Below are 17,728 nucleotides of genomic sequence, written 5' to 3' on the forward strand. Positions count from 1 at the left end.
AAAAAATATGTATAGATTTTTTAGATCCCTTTTGTTTTTATTAAACCCAGAAGTAGCCCATCATGTATCAATGAAAAGTTTGAAGTTTGCTTGTTTTTTTGGATTGATAAGAAATAAAAATATAACCTCCAAACCAATCATGATAATGGGATTAAAATTTCCAAATAGAGTTGGGCTTGCAGCAGGGCTCGATAAAAATGCAGAGTATATAACTCCTCTTTCAAAATTAGGATTTGGATTTATTGAAGTGGGAACTGTCACACCCAGAAGTCAGCCAGGAAATAGAAGGCCACGATCATTTAGATTGATTAAAGAAGAAGGCATTATTAATAGATTTGGTTTTAATAATGTTGGCATCGATCAATTTATTCTAAATATTAAAAAAGCGAAGTTTAGTGGAGTTTTAGGTGTAAACATTGGGAAAAATTTCGATACACCTATAGTCAATGCAGTTGAGGATTATTTAATATGTTTTAGGAAGGCATATCGCTATGCAGGGTATATTGCGATAAATGTGTCATCACCCAATACTAAAAATTTACGTAACTTGCAAAGTGAAAAATATCTTGAGATGTTATTAAAATCATTAAAGAATGAGCAAAAAATACTTCATAAAAAGTTTAAAAAATTAGTTCCTTTTGTTGTTAAGGTTTCCCCAGATAATTCTACTAAACAATTAGATTCGATAGCAAAGTTGCTTCTAAAATATAGAGTGGACGGAGTTATTGCAACCAATACAACAATTGATAGAAAAGATATCTTGAACTCAAAATATTCGATGGAAGAAGGAGGGTTATCAGGAGCTCCATTAAATAAAAAATCTACAAATGTGATTAAATATCTTAATAAATGTTTAAATGGAAAAATACCAATTATTGGAGTAGGTGGAATAATTACTGCGAATGATGGCATTGAAAAAATAAAAAATGGAGCATCATTAATTCAAATTTATACAGGACTTATTTTCAGAGGACATGAACTTGTCAATGAATTACGTAAGGCAATTAGATAAAGTAAGACAGGGAAAACCCTTATTATTTTCGTATCGAAGATGTCCATATGCCATGAGAGCTCGCATGGGATTATTATCATGTGGAGTTGACTTTGATATATTTGAAATATCCCTTAAAGATAAGCCAAAAAAAATGATTGAAATTAGCCCAAAGGGAACGGTCCCAGTTTTTGTTTACAAGGATTTAGTTCTAGATGAAAGTATAGATATTATGAATTGGGCAACGGAACAAAAAAATAATAACTCCATAAAAATAAATCCTCATGATTTGGTAATAATTAAAAGCATGATAAAAATTAATGATGGAGAATTTAAAAAAAAATTAGACCTATATAAATATACAAGCAATAAGGAAACTTCCTTGAAGGCAAAGTATAGAAAAGAATGCGAAGTTTATATTAAAAATATCGATGAAAGACTTGAAAAGCAAGAATATTTATTATCAAATAAGTTCGGTTATTTAGATATGGCTATTTTTCCATTTATTAGGCAGTTTTTTAACGTAGACCTAAAATGGTTTGAGGAATCTTCTTATATTAATTTAAAAAAATGGTTAGAGAGAATAAGTATCTCAGATTTATTTATTCAGATAATGAAGAAGCCGACAATCTAAACAGAAGCTTTTTCATTCTCTTTAATATTTAGAACAATTTCTTCCTTTGCATCAATATCAATTTCAACTTCACCACCGTTAACTAATTTACCAAATAAAAGTTCGTCAGCAAGTGCCTTTCTAATAGTATCTTGAATAAGTCTAGCCATAGGCCTTGCACCCATTTGCTCATCAAAACCGGATTTTGCGAGATAATTTTTTAAATCTTTTGTGAATGAGGCATCAACTTTTTTATCATGTAATTGTGTCTCTAATTGAATTAAAAACTTATCCACAACTTTCAAAATAATTTCATTATCCAAGGAAGAAAATGAGACTGTTGCATCCAATCTATTTCTGAATTCTGGGGAGAAGACTTTTTTAATCTCACCATTCTCATCTCCACTTCCTTTTGTTTGTGTAAAGCCAAAATTTGATTTGGATAAAGCTTCTGCACCTGCATTTGTAGTCATAATAACAGTAACATTCCTGAAGTCCGTCTTACGACCATTACTATCAGTTAAAATACCGTTATCCATCACTTGAAGAAGAATATTAAAAATATCAGGGTTCGCTTTCTCAATCTCATCTAATAGCAAAACAGAGTAAGGATTTTTATTAATCTGTTCTGTTAGGATACCACCTTGATCGTAACCAACATACCCTGGAGGCGCTCCAATCAATTTGGAAACAGAATGACGTTCCATATATTCACTCATATCAATCCGTATAAGTTCTATACCAAGTGTGTATGCCAGCTGACGTGCAACTTCAGTCTTACCAACGCCGGTTGGACCACTAAAGAGAAAGCTTCCAATCGGCCTATCTATTGGACCAATCCCACTTCGTGACATTTTTATTGCATTAGATAGTTTTTCAATAGCTTTGTTTTGGCCAAATATCACAGCTTTCAAATCTCTCTCAAGATTTTTTAGGGAACTTCGATCGTCTTTATTTATATTTTTAGCTGGTATTCGAGCAATTTTAGCGATTACATCTTCAATTTCTTTTGAACCAATATTCTTTTTTTGTTTTGACTTAGGTAAAATTCTCTGCGCAGCACCTGCCTCATCAATAATATCAATTGCTTTGTCAGGCAAGCGTCTATCATTTAAAAATTTTGCAGATAATTCAGCTGCACTTATCAATGCATTATTAGTAAACTTAACATTATGATGACTCTCAAAATGATTTTTTAAACCTTTAAGAATTTCTATAGTATTTTTTACCGTCGGCTCTTCAACATCAATTTTTTGGAATCTTCTCGTTAATGCATGATCTTTTTCAAATACCGATCTAAATTCTTGATAAGTTGTTGCACCTATGCATTTAACATTTCCTCTTGCTAAAGCAGGTTTTAAAATATTTGATGCATCTAGTGTTCCACCACTTGCAGATCCTGCACCAATAATTGTATGGATTTCGTCAATGAATAAGATAGAATTTTTTTGCTCTCCAAGCTGTTTTATAACAGTTTTAAGTCTTTGCTCAAAATCTCCTCGATATTTGGTGCCAGCAATAAGTGCACCAAGATCAAGTGAATATATAGTCATATTTTCTAAAACCGTTGGAATATTCTTATCTACAATTTTTTTAGCTAAACCCTCTGCAATTGCAGTCTTACCTACACCCGCTTCACCAACAAGAAGGGGATTATTTTTTCTTCTTCTGCAAAGAATTTGAACAACTCTTTCTACTTCGGTTTCTCTACCAATTAATGGATCAATTTTACCTTCACTGACAAGCTTGTTTAAATTTACTGCATAAGTTTCTAGGCCTTTATTTGTTTTGGTATCAGCTCCAGTTGTTTCTTGAGCCTGTTCTTTTTGATTATTTTCAGTCGTCTTGGCAATGCCATGAGCGATAAAATTAACAACATCCAATCTAGCGATACCTTGTTGGTGAAGAAAGTAAACTGCGTGTGAGTCTTTTTCACCAAAGATAGCAACTAAAACGTTTGCACCTGTCACCTCTTTTTTTCCTGATGATTGAACATGCAACATTGCTCTTTGAATTACTCTTTGAAAACCCAAAGTTGGTTGAGTATCTACGTCATCCCTTCCACCAACCTTTGGTGTATGTTCTTCAATATGACCAACAACATCCTCTCTGAGTTTGTCTAAATTGGCACCACAGGAATTAAGCACCTCTGAGGCAGATGGATTATCTAGCATAGCCAGTAACAAATGTTCGACAGTAATTAATTCATGACGTTTCTGTCGAGCATCCATAAATGCCATGTGTAAACTAACTTCTAATTCTTGTGCAATCATAATTTAACTATATCTTTTCTATAATACATTGCAAGGGGTGCTGGGACTCTTTTGATAAATTTAGTACTTGATTCATTTTAGTCTCTGCAATTTCTAATGGAAAAACACCACATATACCTATACCTTCAGTATGTATTTGAAGCATTATTTTTGTTGCTTCATCATGTGACTTTTTAAAAACCTTTTGAATGACATCGACTACGAATTCCATAGGGGTGTAATCGTCATTTAATAATATGACTTTATAATTCTTAGGAAGTTTCGGCTTAACTTGAGATTCTTTTACTATGGTATCTTCAAGCTGGTCTGGTTTCATATTCATACAATTTTTTTTTAATCGTTATTTATAAATCTTAATTTTTTTAATAGTCTGCTCATATATATTAATGATCTCAAACTTTGTTTCATGCATTTTAAAGCTTGTATTGATTTCTGGAATATTTTCCAGAAACTCTATAATAAGTCCGCTTAATGTTATGGGACCACTAGTAGGCAGCTTTAGGTTCAGTTTTTTATTAAGATCCCTAATTGAGATTGCACCATCAACAATCCATCCATCATCTTCACTTACAATTTTTGAGAGTTTGGAAGGTATATCTTTATTAAATTCTCCAATAATTTCCTCAAGTAAATCTTCTAAAGAGACCAAGCCTAAGAAATCACCGTACTCATTCACTATAAATCCTTTTTTCTCTTGGTTATCCTGAAAATATTGTATTTGCTTATAAATAGTAGTTCCAGAGGGAATAAAATAAGGGGGCTCTATTAATTCCTTTAAGGATTTATGTGTGATTTCATTATTTTGTTCTTTAACTATCAGCTTTAGTAATTTTTTCGAATCAATTACACCAATAATTTCATCATTTTCTTTGACTACCATCTGACGATAATTTGAATTAATAACTTTTCCAAGTATTTCATCTATAGGTTGTTTTAGATAAACAGATTCTACGTTTGTATGAGGCATCATTACCTCATCAATTGTTACTTTATTTAAATCTATTAAATTTAAGAAAATTGATTTATTTTTTTGAGGAATAAATGTACCAGACTCACTAATGATACTTTTTAGTTCATCCATATTAATCAAGTCTTTTTGATTAAAATTTGTTTTGATGTTTACAAGCTTTAAAAACCCAAGAACAAAAAAGTTCAAAAATAAAACGATGGGATAAAAAACTTTTAGGAGCGGATAGAGAATGAAACTACAATAAGGTGCTAACTTTTCCGGGTGGGCTGCTCCTATTACCTTTGGAGAAATTTCACTAAAAATGACAATCATAAATGTAGTAATGATTGTTCCAATAAAGATTATACTTTCTTGTGTACCAAAAAATTCAACAACTATCAATGTAACAAGTGCCGCTGCTGCTGCATTTGCAAAGTTATTACAGAGTAAAATTACACTAAGTAACTTATCTGTTTCGTTAAGAAGTTTTATGGCCAGCTTTGCTCCAACATTACCTTGTTTGCTGAGATGTTTAAGTCTATATCTATTGACTGACATTAAGCTAGTTTCAGAAATAGCAAAGAATGCAGATAGCACCAAAAGAACAGCTAATAGAACAAGCTGAAAATTTAAATTAAAATCCATACGAAAATTTGTTTATTTTTCTGCTTTAACATCGACAACTGCAAGATTAGATTGATTAGTTCCGAGCCAGATTGCTAAGGGGCAACCCACCATAATTGAAGAATAGATACCAAATAAAATCCCGATTGTTAATGCAATTGAAAAGTTATGTAAGATTTCGCCACCAAAAATTAACATACATACAACAACTGTTTGAGTAGACAGGTGTGTCATTATGGTTCGTGACATTGTTCGTGTAATTGCGTTGTTAACAACTTCAATAACTGAAGACTTTCGCATGATGCGAAAATTCTCCCTAACTCGATCGAAGACTACAACAGACTCATTAACCGAGTATCCTAAAACTGCTAGCACAGCTGCTAGAACCGTGAGATTAAATTCCCATTGAAAAAATGCAAAGAAGCCAAGTATTATCACAACATCATGCATATTAGCGACGATTGCAGCAACAGCAAATCTCCACTCAAATCGAAGCCACAGATAGAGCATGATCCCTATACCAACAAATAGTATCGCTAAGGCCCCGTCTTCATAGAGCTCATCACCAACTTGGGAGCCAACCGACTCGACCCTCTCAATTTTTAATGCTGGGTCTGATTCCTTTAATGTAAGAGCAATTTTTTCTGACAGGTCAGCAAGTGATAAATTTTCTACTACTGGAAGTCTGATTAAAACATCACTACTCGTTCCAAAATTTTGTACTTGTGCCTCTGGCAGATCAATTTTTTTTAGTGTCGAACGAATTTCTTCAAGGTTTGCTGCTTGCGGATAACTCACTTCCATTAGTGTGCCACCAGTAAAATCGACACCTAAGTTTAATCCTCGAGTGACTAAGAATAAAATTGAAGCAATGAATATCGATGTAGAAATAATTGCAGAAATTTTTCTAAATTTCATGAAAGGAATATCTGTTTTTACTCTAAAAATTTCCATAATTTAATTATTTTCTACTTTGAAAATCTCTCCGATAGAGATTTTTTTAATTGTTCTTTTGTTCCCATAAATATAATTTACAATCCCTCTTGAGACAAATATAGCGCTATATACAGAGGTTAAGATACCAAGTACAAGAACTACAGCAAACCCTTTAATAGGGCCAGAGCCAAACATAAATAAGGCAAGGCCGGCAATCATGGTCGTAATATTTGAGTCAAGGATTGTCCCCCATGCTTTATCGTAGCCTTGACTTATACTTCTTTGAGGGGGCATGCCATTTCTAATCTCATCTCTTATACGTTCGTTTATAAGCACGTTAGCATCAATCGCCATACCAATTGTGATAGCAATCGCAGCAAGCCCAGGCAATGTTAATGTAGCTTGAAGGGCAGATAATAATGCAGTTAAAAATAATAAATTTACCGATAAGCCAATAACTGAAACAACTCCAAAGAACATGTAGTAGGCGACTATTAAGACAACAATAGCTGCAAAACCCCACATCGTCGAATTAACACCGCGGGCAATATTTTCTTTACCCATGCTTGGCCCAACCGTCCTTTCTTCTACTATTTCCATTGGGACAGAGAGTGACCCTGCTCGCAAAAGCAAAGAGATATCAGTTGATTCTTGGGCATTTTCCATACCAGTAATCATCACATTGCCCCCACCAATCTCACTCTTAATTTTGGGCGCTGTAATTACTTCAGTATAATTTTTTTCAATAAGCAACAATGCGATTCTTTTGCCTATATTTTTTCGGGTTACTTCTTTAAAAATATTGGTACCTACAGAATCTAAATCAAGATATACAACAGATTGGCCTGTCATTTGATCAACGCCAGGTGAAGCGTCCTCTAACCTTTCCCCAGTTAAAATCACCTCTTTTTTTACTAAGAGAGGATTCTCAGAGCGATCATAATAGAGTTCAGTACCAGGGGGTAGCTGCCCATTTTCAGCTTTCTCTATGGTAGCTGGATCTGATCTTTCTTCATCCACCATTCTCATTTCTAAAATGGCGGTTCTTCCAATAATCTCTTTCGCTTTTGCTGTATCTTGAACGCCAGGAAGTTGGACAACAATTCTATCTTTACCTTGTTGTTGGATTATTGGTTCAGCAACACCCAACTCATTAACTCTATTATGTAAGGTTTCAAGGTTTTGTTTTAGGGCAAAGTTAACATTCTCTTCATCTGTATATTGATTATTTTTAATTTTTAAGATGAATTCATTATTACTTTTAATTTGTGAAAAATTAAATGCTTCAGTCTCCTTTGCAGGTCCCTTACCTCCAAAAATTGAACGACCCGAACCTTGAGCCCTTATGATATTTTTTGCTTGATTTAATGCGTCCTCTGATTTGAACTTTAATTGTACATAATTATTGATGACTTTTGAGTCATAGTATTTAACATTTTCTTTTTGCAATTCTTTTCTAACATTTACTAAAAAACCGTCATTCTTTTTTTCCGAAAGTTTTGATAAATCAAGTTGCATTAGAAAATGAACTCCACCTCTAAGATCAAGACCAAGATACATGGGAAGTGCACCAAGATTGGATAACCAATCAGGTGAGTTTGAAATAAGGTTAAGCGCTACAACAAATTTATTACCTAAGCTTTTTTCAATAACTTGCTTGGCATTTAATTGATCATTTGCTTCTTTAAACTTAATTTTTATATCAGTATCTTCAAAGGCAATTCCAATATTTTGGATTTTTGCTTTATCAAGGGACGATTCAACCAACTTAAGCGTGGATCTGTCAATGGTTTCACCTGCTTTCACGGGCATCACTTGGACAGCAAAGGACTCCCCATAAAAATTTGGTGTGACATACAGGAGACTTAACCCAATAGTTAAAAGGATTAAAATATATTTCCAACTAGAGTACTGATTCATTTAAATAAACTTAAACAATTTTATATTGATTTAATTGTTCCCTTGGGAAGGACGGCTTGAACTGTTTGCTTTTGAATTTTAATTTGTGAATTGGCATTCACTTCTAAAATTGCAAATTGATCATTTAATTTAGTTATTTTCCCTAAGATGCCGCCACTTGTTGAGACTTCGTCTCCTACTTTTAGCGCAGCTAACATCGCTTTTACTTTTTTTGCTTGTGCCATTTGAGGTCTAATAAGCATAAAGTAAAAAAGTACAAAAATAATAATAAATGGTAAAAACCCTGACAATGCTTCGTTCACGTTGTAATTTCCTTAAAAAAACATGATTTTATCATAAGAAGGAGCTCTATTCATCAACCTTCCTCTTTTTTATAAATGCGGTTTTAAATGATTTAAATTCTTGATTTTTGATGGCCTGGCGGGCTTCATTCATCATATTTTTATAAAAATGTAAGTTATGAATAGTATTAAGTCGGGATACAAGCATCTCACCAATTTTATAAAGATGATGTAGATAAGATTTTGTAAAATTTTGGCAGGTATAACACTGGCAGTTAGAATCAATCGGGCTTAGGTCATCTTTGTATTTAGAGTTCTTTAGTTTTACATCGCCATGACTCGTAAAAAGCATGCCATTCCTTGCATTTCTGGTGGGCATTACACAATCAAACATATCTACTCCGTTTTCTATTGCATTTAATATATCTTCAGGTGTTCCAACCCCCATCAAGTAACGGGGCTTTTCTTTTGGCATTTTAGGAGCAATGAAGCTGGTAATTTTAGCCATCTCGTCTTTGGGTTCACCCACCGACAATCCTCCTATAGCATATCCGTCAAAACCAATTTTAGTCAGCTCTTTCAAGGAGTCTTCCCTGAGATCTTCAAACATACCTCCTTGAATAATGCCAAATAATGCATTTTTACTTCCCTCAAACGTATCTTTACTTCTGTAAGCCCAATCGTTGCTAAGTAGCATTGATTTTTTTGCTTCATCATGAGTGGCTGGAAAGGGTGTACATTCATCAAAAATCATCGCAATATCTGAATTGAGAATCTTTTGAATTTTCATAGACTCTTCTGGACCCATAAATTTTTCATCCCCATTTATCGGTGATCTAAAAGTTACCCCTGCCTCTGAAATTTTTCTCATTTTTCCTAGACTCCATACCTGAAACCCACCTGAGTCAGTTAATATTGGGTTGTTCCAGCTGATAAACTCATGAAGTCCCTTATGTTTTTTTATTACATCAAGACCTGGACGTAACCAAAGATGGAAGGTGTTCCCTAAAATAATTTCAAAATTCGTTTCCCCTAATTCTTTTGGAGCAACAGACTTAACTACACCATAAGTCCCAACGGGCATAAAAACGGGGGTGGAGATTTCACCATGCTGAGTTTTTAAAAGACCTGCCCGTGCATGACCATCTTGATTTTGTAATTCAAATTTCATAAGCCGTTTGGAGTTCTAAATATAGAATCTAGTAGTATAAAATATTAATAAGTCTTAAACGATGATTATTCGTTGATTGTAGGATAAAATCTGGTAATAAATGAAAATTAAAATAAAAAATAACAAAAAAGATATGTTGGGGAAGAAGGGGTTCTATCTGCTTCCAAATATTTTTACCACGGCATCCTTGTTCGCAGGTTTTTATGCCATAGTGCAGGCAATGAATGGGGCATTTGATCATTCGGCTATTGCAATCTTTATTGCGCTTATTTTGGATGGGCTTGATGGCAGGGTTGCTAGGTTAACCAATACTGAAAGTGATTTTGGTGCTGAATACGATAGTCTGTCTGATATGGTGTCTTTTGGCGCCGCGCCAGCATTGGTGATCTATGTGTGGGCATTAAATCCTTTAGGAAAGTTTGGTTGGATTATTGCCTTTATATATTGTGCCTGTGCCGCATTCAGGTTAGCTCGCTTTAATGTAAAATTAGACATTGAAAATAAGAAATATTTTTCTGGTTTGCCATCCCCAGCAGCAGCAACATTACTTGCAAGTTTCATTTGGATATCCTTTGATAATGGGATTAATGGTGATGATATCTTTTTAGGTTTCTTCCAGATGCAATGGTTTGCTGCAGTTTTAACTTTTTTTTCTGCTTTAGCTATGGCGTCTGACTTAAAATATTACAGCGGTAAAAATCTTAATTTTAGAAAAAGTCAGCCATTTATCGCTATTTTGATTATTGTGATCATTTTTGGTGTGATTTCTCATAATCCAGCTGAAATAGTATTTTTAATTGCTCTTCTATATGCATTATCTGGCCCTTATAGCTATTTGCAGTCTAAGAAACTTTCAAATTATATTAACTTTTAAATAACGAATATGAATGAATTAATCATTTTTGATACAACGCTTCGTGATGGTGAACAAAGCCCTGGAGCCTCAATGACTCAGGAAGAAAAGTTGAGAATTGCAAAGCAACTAGAAAAATTAGGTGTGAATGTCATAGAAGCCGGATTTGCTGCAGCTAGTCCTGGTGATTTTAGCTCTATTAATGCTATTTCAAAAATTATTGATAAATCAACTGTCTGCTCATTAGCAAGGGCGCTTGAAAGTGACATTAAAAAAGCTGGTCAAGCGATTGAGCCAGCTAAGCACAAAAGAATCCATACCTTTATCGCAACAAGTAAGATTCATATGGAAAATAAACTAAGAATGAGCCCTGAACAGGTTTTAAATAGGGGGGTTGAGGCTGTTAAATGGGCATTAGAGTATACAGATGACGTTGAATTTTCAGCTGAAGATGCAGTGAGATCGGATGTCAATTTTTTGATTGAAATTTTTGATGCGGTAATTAAGGCAGGTGCTAAAACAATCAATGTACCAGACACAGTAGGGTACTCAATTCCTAAGAGCTGGGGAAACCTTATGAATGAATTAATTTCAAAAGTACCCAATTCACAAGATGTTATATGGTCTACACATTGTCATAATGACTTAGGCATGGCTGTCGCAAATTCTTTATCTGCTGTACAAAATGGAGCAAGACAAGTGGAATGTACCATTAATGGATTAGGGGAAAGAGCGGGAAATGCAAGCCTTGAGGAAATAGTGATGTCTGTCAAAACAAGAAAAGATATCTTTAACCTCGAAACTAAAATTAATACTGAGCAGATTGTAACAACCTCTAAGTTAGTCTCAAATATTACAGGCTACCCTGTACAGCCTAATAAGGCGATTGTAGGGGCGAATGCATTTGCCCATGAATCAGGTATTCATCAAGATGGTGTTCTAAAACATCGAGAAACGTATGAAATTATGAGAGCTCAAGATGTGGGTTGGGGCGCTAACAAAATTTCGTTAGGTAAGTTATCTGGACGGAATGCATTTAAAAATAGATTGGTTGAGCTTGGTATTGAGTTGGATTCTGACGAAGTTTTAAATTCTACATTCGATAGATTTAAGGCGCTTGCAGATAAAAAATCTGAAATTTACGATGAGGATATTCATGCGCTCGTTACTGAAGAGTTTGTATCTGGTGCTGTTGATCGATTTAAACTTATTTCATTAAAGTCTATTACAGATACTCAAAAAAAACCTTTTGCAGAAATTGAAATTTCGGTAGATGGAGAGTTAAAAAATGCAAAGGCAGAGGGCGGCGGTCCTGTGGATGCAACATTCAAAGCAATCGAACTAATTGCGAAATCAAATACTGAGCTTTTATTGTACTCGGTGAACAATATTACTTCAGGTACAGATTCAAAAGGGCAGGTCACTGTGAGGCTCGCCAAAGGGGGGAGGGTAGTAAATGGGTTAGGTTCTGATACCGATATCGTTATTGCTTCCTCGATGGCCTATCTCAACGCTCTAAACAAACTCGTTTCTAAGGCAGAACGAGCTCACCCTCAAGTCTAGAACAAAATTTTTTATGAATCTTGCAATATTCGACCTTGATAATACGCTCCTAGATGGAGATTCTGATTATAACTGGGGTTTATACCTGGTAAAAAAAGGTTACCTCGATGAAGGCGAATATAAAGAGCAGAATCAAAAGTTTTTCGAAGAATATCAAGTGGGTAAATTAGATATTTTTGCGTTTGCTGAATTTCAATTCCGGTTTTTAAAAAATAACACAAGAAAATTTCTTAATAATGTCCGGTCTGATTATATCAATGAAATCATTAAGCCAATGATCTTAAAAAAAGCAGTTGATTTAGTAAATCAACACAAAGAGGCTGGGGATAGATTGCTCATAATTACAGCAACCAATAGCTTTATTACAAAACCGATTGGAGAACTTTTTGGAATTGATGAGCTTATAGGCACAGACCCTGAGGAAAATGAAGGTGAATTTACAGGTAAAGTTAAAGGCACTCCTTCCTTTAAAGAAGGCAAGGTGACTCGATTATTTGATTGGCTGGATGAGAAAAATTTAAAATTAGCAGATTTTGAAAAAACTTTTTTCTACAGTGATTCTCATAATGATCTTGCCTTACTCGAGGTTGTAACTAATCCAGTAGTCGTTAATGGAGATAAAATTCTCCTAGAAAAAGCACAAGAAAAAAACTGGCCTACACTACGTTTAAAATAATTTTTAAACTAAAACTACTTCTACGACAAACTTTGTCCCAAGATAGGCAAGAATCAAGAAAGCAAAAGCAAGTAAGGAAATGATTATTGATTTTTTTCCTCGCCACCCAAATTGAACCCTCCCAAATAAAACTAGCGCATATGAAAGCCAGGCAAGAATAGTAAAAATGGTTTTATGATTCCAATCAAGTGATTGACCAAAAAGAAAATATGAAAAAAATAAGCTTGAAAATAGAGTAAAGGTCAAGAATATAAAGCCTACCCAATAAATCTGAAATAATTTACTTTCTACATCAAGCAATGGTTCACTGCTTGAGATCATTGATGAACTTTTAGTTTCGGCATGTAAGCTTTTTTCAAATAATAGTAAAAATAAAGAAAAAATAGAACCAAAGGCAAGCAATCCATAGCCAAGCATAGCAATAATAATATGAATGCTTGCAGAAAATGAATAGTAGTGAACGGTCTGATGATCGGGTTGAATTAAAGGAAATACGAGCACTATTATTAATGCAGGAATTAAGGTAAATATTTCCAATCCTCGGTATTTAGATTTGCTGTTCAATAAAAGGTATATCAAAACGATTATCCAGCTCAATAGTAATGTGGAGTTAGCAAAACTTAAGTCAACGCCTTGATTAAAGATGTGATTATAAATCAGCAATGCATGCGAGATTAAGCCTGCAGCAACAAGAACGTTATAATTTTTTATGATTTTAATATTTGAGAGTGAAGAGAGGCATGGGATCAAATATAAAATCAATGTAACTAAATAAAGGGTTTCATTCATGTTTATATTTTAATTAATTAATAAAGACAATTATAATGGAAATAACAACTATTCAACAATTAACAAATTAATAAACTTTATGCTTGAAAATTTAACAGACAAACTTCAATCGGTAGTAAAGACAATTCGAGGCCAAGCCCGCTTCACAGAAGAAAATATCAGTGATGCAATGAGGGAGGTACGTATAGCATTAATCGAAGCAGACGTCGCAATACCTGTTGTTAAATATTTTATAGATAAGGTAAAAGAGAAGGCGTTAGGGGCTGAAGTTTTAAAAAGTGTCTCACCAGGCCAGGCAATTATTAAGATAGTGCAAGATGAGCTGACAAGCTTAATGGGCAGTGATAATGCTGAGTTAAATATTGCTACAAAACCACCCGCTATTATTTTGATGGCCGGCCTTCAGGGATCTGGAAAAACAACCACAGCAGCCAAGCTAGCCAAAATTCTTAAAGAGGAAAAGAAGAAGGTCTTGTTAGTTAGTGCAGACGTTTATCGACCTGCCGCGATTGAGCAACTTAAAACATTAGCGGAATCATTGGAAATAGAATGTTTTGATTCGACAGCTAAGGATAAGCCAAAAAATATTGCTTCTGCTGTTCTGAGTTATGCAAAAAAACATTATTTTGATGTGATTATTTTTGATACTGCCGGTCGTTTGGGAATTGACGAATTAATGATGAAGGAAATTAAAGAACTTCACAAAATACTTAATCCAGTTGAAACACTTTTTGTTGTTGATGCAATGCAGGGACAAGACGCTGTTAATACAGCGAAAGCTTTTGGAGACACATTACCTCTGACAGGGATTGTGTTGACAAAATTAGATGGAGATTCAAGAGGCGGGGCAGCCTTATCGGTTAGACATGTGACAGGGAAGCCAATTAAATATATTGGTGTGAGTGAAAAAGTATCAGGCCTAGAAGTTTTTTACCCAGATCGCATATCTTCTCGAATCCTTGGGATGGGCGATATTGTCGGTCTTGTTGAAGAGGCCCAAAAAAATGTAGACATTAAAGAAGCTGAGAAGATAGCAGATAAAGTTAAGTCTGGTAAAAATTTCGATTTGGATGATTTTAAGAATCAAATTGAACAGATGAAAAAGATGGGAGGTGTTGGAGCAATGATGGATAAGCTTCCATCCCAATTAGCAGGTAGTGCATCGAAAATAGATCCTGAACAAGGAGACAAGTCGATGATGCAAATTGAAGCAATTATAAATTCCATGACAAAATTAGAGAAAACAAAGCCTGAAATCATCAAAGCAAAAAGAAAGATAAGGATTGCAAACGGTTCTGGAGTTAAGGTCCAGGATGTTAATCGCCTCCTTAAGCAATTTGAAGAAATGCAAAAAATGATGAAAATGTTCTCTAAAGGTGGAATCGGTAAAATGATGAGAGGCCTTGCCGGTAAAATTCCAGGGATGAATTAGTAAACCTCTTTTGTTATCAATACTGAATTTTTTTTTTAATGTTCTGTCATTGAACTAGTTAGTTAATAATCTGTTTAATTTTATTGACCCAACATTGTTAATGTTGGATAATTCATGCTTCGTTTTGGGGAGTTAGCTCAGCTGGTAGAGCACCGGACTTTTAATCCGTTGGTCACGCGTTCGATCCGCGTACTCCCTACCATTTTTTTGACTCAAGAATTTACCTCACTTTTTTGTAATACATATTTATTTATATATATTGAATTATGTAAGCGTTATGACATCCTATTAATATGTATGGTGTAAAAAAATTAATTCTTACCCTTCTTTTCTTATTCCCATCACATTTATTTGCCTATCCACCACAATCTGAATTATTTGGATTGAGTGAGTCAATGACTCATATTTGGGTAACATTTAAAGATGGTGTTACTGGAACAGGTTCAGGTATTGTTGTAAAAAAGAATCATGTTGCAACAAATTGTCATGTCTTAGCAGATTCTCGTGGTGTTAATGCAGTAAAGTATTTCAAAACCTATGTACCGATTGCGATATATGCAGATTGGGAAAATGATTTATGTATTTTAAAATTTGACGACTTACCCTTGTCTCCGGTTAAACTTGGAAATTCTGAAAACCTCAATTATGAAGATAAAGTTTTTGCCCTCACTTTCCCTAATGATAATCCGGTCCCATTGCCTTCCTATGGGCATGTTAAGGCCCTCTATCCCTTTAAGGGAGGTAATGTTATTCGAACATCTGCTTCATTCACACTTGGTTCAAGTGGAGGTGGTTTATTTGATTTAGATTTTAACCTAATAGGGATTACGACATTCAAAAGTCCTGGTAGAAGATTTGGAAATTTTTATTGTATCCCAGCGGATTGGGTCGAAAAATTACTTCAAGAGGAGCCGCAAATAGACTTAGTTAGCACAGGAAGGCCATTTTGGAGCTTACCCGACGAAGAAAAACCATTTTTTATGCAAATTATAATGCCGATGGAGAAGAAGAAATGGCAGAAAATGTTGGATATTGCCAAAAGGTGGACACAAGCGGATGAAGATAGCGCAGATGCTTGGTATTATTTAGGTTATGCAAAGGCAAAGTTGGGCAGTCTGGATTATGCGAAGCTATTTTTAAATCAAGCTTATAAACTGAATGACCGGCATTTAGAATCTCTGGTTGAGTTATATGATATATCTGTAATCCAATCAGATATAAATGAATCACTGAGGATACTAGAATTAATAAAAGCAATAAATCCAGAAAGAGCGGAATATATAGTAAAAAAATCTTAAAGAGTAATTGGCGCGCCCGAGAAGATTCGAACTCCTGACCCCTTGGTTCGAAGCCAAGTACTCTATCCAGCTGAGCTACGGGCGCATTTGATAATTGAAATTCTTAAAAATAATTGGCGCGCCCGAGAAGATTCGAACTCCTGACCCCTTGGTTCGTAGCCAAGTACTCTATCCAGCTGAGCTACGGGCGCACACGTAACATTATATCTCAAATAAAATAACCGGAAGTTAATTAACGGGTAGCGTTAATGTGGGCCCTGATTCTTTAATCTCACCAGATTGCAGTGATTCAATTTGATTTAAGAGCATAAAAGTATATTTTGATGTGATGTCAGAATCTTCAATATAGAACCAGTAATCACGATAGAATACCTTCGCCGAACCCTGCTTTGGTTCATTTCTTGATGAATGTATTGTTATTAATTCACCTGTAATTTCAGTCCAATCAAATTCAGTTCCATCAGCATTCTTGGTTATTTGAACTAATCCTTCATCTAAATGTTCTTCGGGGATGTTAATGCCATGACTTAAGAAAAACTGAATTCCAGCAAGAGACCTAAAGTCAATCTGGATTTCAGAGAGATTTTCTTCAGTTTCTAACTCTGCATAGATAGGATAAATGTTCGATTGACCATCAAGATTCATTAACTTTATTAAATTTTGAACGTTAGCATTTTGCAAAGAAGCTTTTTTAAAGTATAGAGCTAGTTGCCTATCTTTATTCTCGTCCATAATGTATCCAAACTGCAAGTCAGATCTCTCTATGGCAACCATTGCCGCTAAAAATTCATCGAACTTTTTAAAATTAGGCGCAATAGCTGGTGTTGGACCTGAGGCTGTGTGGGCATTATCAATACCATTTATGTTATTGACCGTTAAGTTTAATATACGATCCATTCTCCAGCCCGATCTAGATAAAAGCATTAACATATCAACATCTACCGGGCTTAGGACTTTCTTAATAAAATCTCCACCTTTCAAAGGTAGGTAGGTAATGGTTGGTTTCTCTGTGTACCTTGCTGCACCGCCGATACCTGCGTTATTTGCATCAGGTCCGCCATCAAAAATTGTTAAAGCGAGGCTACCACCCCGTTGCCATTCAATTGATGTTGACACACTACTTACCTCTAAAACAGATATCGAATCACCATATCTTCTCTTAACTAGGTTGAGTAATGATTGCGAGTCGTTAGTATCGGAAATAACTTGGTTAAATTCTCCACGTGAATCTTGAACGCTATCTGGCCCGATTTGAATGAACTCATCGAAAACAGAACATCCACCTAAAAGGAGAGTTAATATTAATGGGAGTATTTGCGTGATTAATTTTTTATGCACTTAGAAACTTTTATTTTTAAA

16 protein-coding genes and 3 tRNA genes are annotated in these 17,728 nt (G+C 34.7%); 8 read left to right on the forward strand and 11 right to left on the reverse strand.

The features are described 5' to 3' along the window. Positions 1-7 precede the first annotated feature (7 nt). Entirely contained in the window at positions 8-1,012 is a 1,005-nt protein-coding gene (locus tag K6112_05810; GenBank protein QZP17539.1) for a quinone-dependent dihydroorotate dehydrogenase, read from the forward strand. After that, positions 987-1,625 carry a glutathione S-transferase gene (locus K6112_05815; GenBank protein QZP17540.1) on the forward strand — a complete coding sequence of 213 codons (639 nt, stop codon included), beginning with the start codon at positions 987-989 and terminating at the stop codon, positions 1,623-1,625. The genes K6112_05810 and K6112_05815 overlap by 26 nt, the downstream gene beginning before the upstream one ends. On the opposite strand, the gene clpA is transcribed toward K6112_05815, so the two are convergent. From clpA to tgt, 7 genes are read right to left on the reverse strand one after another with little or no spacing between them, the layout of a single operon-like run. Further along, complete coding sequence (gene clpA, locus K6112_05820; protein QZP17541.1) at positions 1,622-3,877, reverse strand: ATP-dependent Clp protease ATP-binding subunit ClpA; 2,256 nt, start codon at positions 3,875-3,877, stop codon at positions 1,622-1,624. The genes K6112_05815 and clpA overlap by 4 nt on opposite strands. A gap of 7 nt (positions 3,878-3,884) precedes the next feature. Beyond that, complete coding sequence (gene clpS / locus K6112_05825; GenBank protein QZP18498.1) at positions 3,885-4,193, reverse strand: ATP-dependent Clp protease adapter ClpS; 309 nt, start codon at positions 4,191-4,193, stop codon at positions 3,885-3,887. A 24-nt stretch (positions 4,194-4,217) separates the two neighbouring features. Further along, entirely contained in the window at positions 4,218-5,471 is a 1,254-nt protein-coding gene (locus K6112_05830) for a CNNM domain-containing protein (GenBank protein QZP17542.1), read from the reverse strand. 12 nt (positions 5,472-5,483) lie between these two features. Further along, entirely contained in the window at positions 5,484-6,404 is a 921-nt protein-coding gene (gene secF, locus K6112_05835; protein ID QZP17543.1) for a protein translocase subunit SecF, read from the reverse strand. 3 nt (positions 6,405-6,407) lie between these two features. Then, positions 6,408-8,306, reverse strand: coding sequence for a protein translocase subunit SecD (gene secD, locus K6112_05840; GenBank protein QZP17544.1), 1,899 nt, complete (start codon positions 8,304-8,306; stop codon positions 6,408-6,410). A 20-nt stretch (positions 8,307-8,326) separates the two neighbouring features. Continuing rightward, positions 8,327-8,608 carry a preprotein translocase subunit YajC gene (yajC, locus tag K6112_05845; GenBank protein ID QZP17545.1) on the reverse strand — a complete coding sequence of 94 codons (282 nt, stop codon included), beginning with the start codon at positions 8,606-8,608 and terminating at the stop codon, positions 8,327-8,329. Positions 8,609-8,654: 46 nt separating this feature from the next. Further along, positions 8,655-9,758 (reverse strand): tRNA guanosine(34) transglycosylase Tgt, encoded by a 1,104-nt coding sequence (tgt, locus tag K6112_05850; protein QZP17546.1) that lies wholly within the window; start codon positions 9,756-9,758, stop codon positions 8,655-8,657. Positions 9,759-9,858: 100 nt separating this feature from the next. Between tgt and pssA the strand changes: the two genes are divergently transcribed. The 3 genes from pssA to K6112_05865 are packed head-to-tail and all read left to right on the forward strand — an operon-like array spanning position 9,859 to position 12,850. Further along, positions 9,859-10,632: a CDP-diacylglycerol--serine O-phosphatidyltransferase gene (pssA, locus tag K6112_05855; protein QZP17547.1), complete on the forward strand. Its 774-nt coding sequence runs from the start codon at positions 9,859-9,861 to the stop codon at positions 10,630-10,632. A 9-nt stretch (positions 10,633-10,641) separates the two neighbouring features. Next, complete coding sequence (locus K6112_05860) at positions 10,642-12,174, forward strand: 2-isopropylmalate synthase (GenBank protein QZP17548.1); 1,533 nt, start codon at positions 10,642-10,644, stop codon at positions 12,172-12,174. A 13-nt stretch (positions 12,175-12,187) separates the two neighbouring features. Beyond that, positions 12,188-12,850 carry an HAD-IB family hydrolase gene (locus tag K6112_05865; GenBank protein ID QZP17549.1) on the forward strand — a complete coding sequence of 221 codons (663 nt, stop codon included), beginning with the start codon at positions 12,188-12,190 and terminating at the stop codon, positions 12,848-12,850. Positions 12,851-12,853: 3 nt separating this feature from the next. Here K6112_05865 and ccsA read toward each other — a convergent pair whose 3' ends face one another. Next, entirely contained in the window at positions 12,854-13,639 is a 786-nt protein-coding gene (gene ccsA, locus K6112_05870) for a cytochrome c biogenesis protein CcsA (GenBank protein QZP17550.1), read from the reverse strand. A 79-nt stretch (positions 13,640-13,718) separates the two neighbouring features. Here ccsA and ffh point away from each other — a divergent pair, with 79 nt between their 5' ends. From ffh to K6112_05885, 3 genes are all read left to right on the forward strand, one after another. After that, positions 13,719-15,071 carry a signal recognition particle protein gene (gene ffh, locus K6112_05875; GenBank protein QZP17551.1) on the forward strand — a complete coding sequence of 451 codons (1,353 nt, stop codon included), beginning with the start codon at positions 13,719-13,721 and terminating at the stop codon, positions 15,069-15,071. A gap of 126 nt (positions 15,072-15,197) precedes the next feature. Beyond that, positions 15,198-15,273, forward strand: a tRNA-Lys gene (locus tag K6112_05880). Positions 15,274-15,364: 91 nt separating this feature from the next. Beyond that, positions 15,365-16,369 (forward strand): trypsin-like peptidase domain-containing protein, encoded by a 1,005-nt coding sequence (locus K6112_05885; GenBank protein QZP17552.1) that lies wholly within the window; start codon positions 15,365-15,367, stop codon positions 16,367-16,369. A gap of 8 nt (positions 16,370-16,377) precedes the next feature. Here K6112_05885 and K6112_05890 read toward each other — a convergent pair. The 3 genes from K6112_05890 to K6112_05900 form a co-directional block, all read right to left on the reverse strand. After that, positions 16,378-16,454, reverse strand: a tRNA-Arg gene (locus K6112_05890). Positions 16,455-16,483: 29 nt separating this feature from the next. Then, a tRNA-Arg gene (locus K6112_05895) sits at positions 16,484-16,560 on the reverse strand. A 37-nt stretch (positions 16,561-16,597) separates the two neighbouring features. Then, positions 16,598-17,707 carry a hypothetical protein gene (locus tag K6112_05900; protein ID QZP17553.1) on the reverse strand — a complete coding sequence of 370 codons (1,110 nt, stop codon included), beginning with the start codon at positions 17,705-17,707 and terminating at the stop codon, positions 16,598-16,600. Positions 17,708-17,728 lie beyond the last annotated feature (21 nt).

This window comes from Methylophilales bacterium (assembly GCA_019823025.1).
In the GTDB taxonomy this organism is placed as follows: domain Bacteria; phylum Pseudomonadota; class Gammaproteobacteria; order Burkholderiales; family Methylophilaceae; genus BACL14.